The organism is Methylacidimicrobium cyclopophantes (genome assembly GCF_902143385.2).
In the GTDB taxonomy this organism is placed as follows: Bacteria; Verrucomicrobiota; Verrucomicrobiia; order Methylacidiphilales; family Methylacidiphilaceae; genus Methylacidimicrobium; species Methylacidimicrobium cyclopophantes.
Genome location: NZ_CABFUZ020000210.1, coordinates 1 through 995, shown reverse-complemented (window position 1 = coordinate 995; position 995 = coordinate 1). Strand labels below are relative to the sequence as shown.

Genomic DNA, 995 nt, shown 5'->3' with positions numbered 1-995 from the left:
CCTCGATCCTCCCTGAGGTCCACCCCTCGGCGGGCCTCTTTGCTCGAGGCGAGGGGTTCTGGGAGGGGATCCCGATCCTGGCGGTCCTGGGAGACCAGCAGGCCTCCCTCTACGGCCAGCTCGGCTGGGAGCGGGGGAGCCTCAAGACGACCTACGGCACCGGCGCCTTCTCTCTGCTCCACCTCGGGGCGGCTCCTCTTCCTCCCCCGAAGGGCCTCCTCGTCTCGGCCGGTTGGAGCCGGGGGGAAGAGCGGAGCTACGTCCTCGAAGGGAGCGTCTTTGTGGCCGGAGCCGCCGTCCAATGGCTCGTCGAGGGCCTAGGGATCGCCTCCCACCTGGGCCAGATCGAAGCCCTCGCCCGCCAGGCCGGCGAGAGCGAAGGGCTCGTCTTCGTCCCGGCCCTCACCGGGCTCGGCAGCCCCTACTGGGATCCCTCGGCCGAAGGACTCCTCATCGGCATCACTCGGAAGACCCGACCGGCGCAGATCGCCCGGGCCGTCCTCGAGGGCATCGCCCACCAGGTTTGCGATGTCCTCGAGGCGATGGCCGAGACATCGCCCAGCCCGATCCTCTCCATGAGGGCCGACGGAGGGGCCGCCCAAAACGATCTGCTCCTCCAGATCCAGGCCGACCTTCTCGGCCTCCCGGTCGCCCGCTCCCGCAACCGCGAATCGACCGCCCTCGGCGCAGCCCTCCTCGCCGGACAGGAGGCGGGCTTCTATGCCACCCCGGAGGAACGGATCCCCTTTGGAGAGGTCGACCGGACCTTCCTTCCAACCTTGGCCCCTTCGGAGCGGGAGCGGAAGCGAGCGGAGTGGAGGAGGGGGGTCTTTCGGGCCCGGGGCTGGAGGCGGGAGGAGACCCAACCTTCATGACCCGGGAGCGGGCGCTCTCCCTCGCCGCGGATCCATCGCCTCCTTGGGATTTTCTGGTCGTTGGAGGCGGGGCGAGCGGCCTCGGCGCCGCCGTGGAAGCGGCCGGCCGCGGCTACCGGA

General features: G+C 70.7%; 1 protein-coding gene. It reads left to right on the top strand.

Going from position 1 to position 995, the window contains the following annotated elements; translation table 11 throughout:
* Positions 1–875, top strand: an 875-nt coding sequence (locus tag FN369_RS08885; protein WP_246189644.1) for an FGGY family carbohydrate kinase, incomplete at its 5' end; no start/stop codon positions are given.
* Positions 876–995 lie beyond the last annotated feature (120 nt).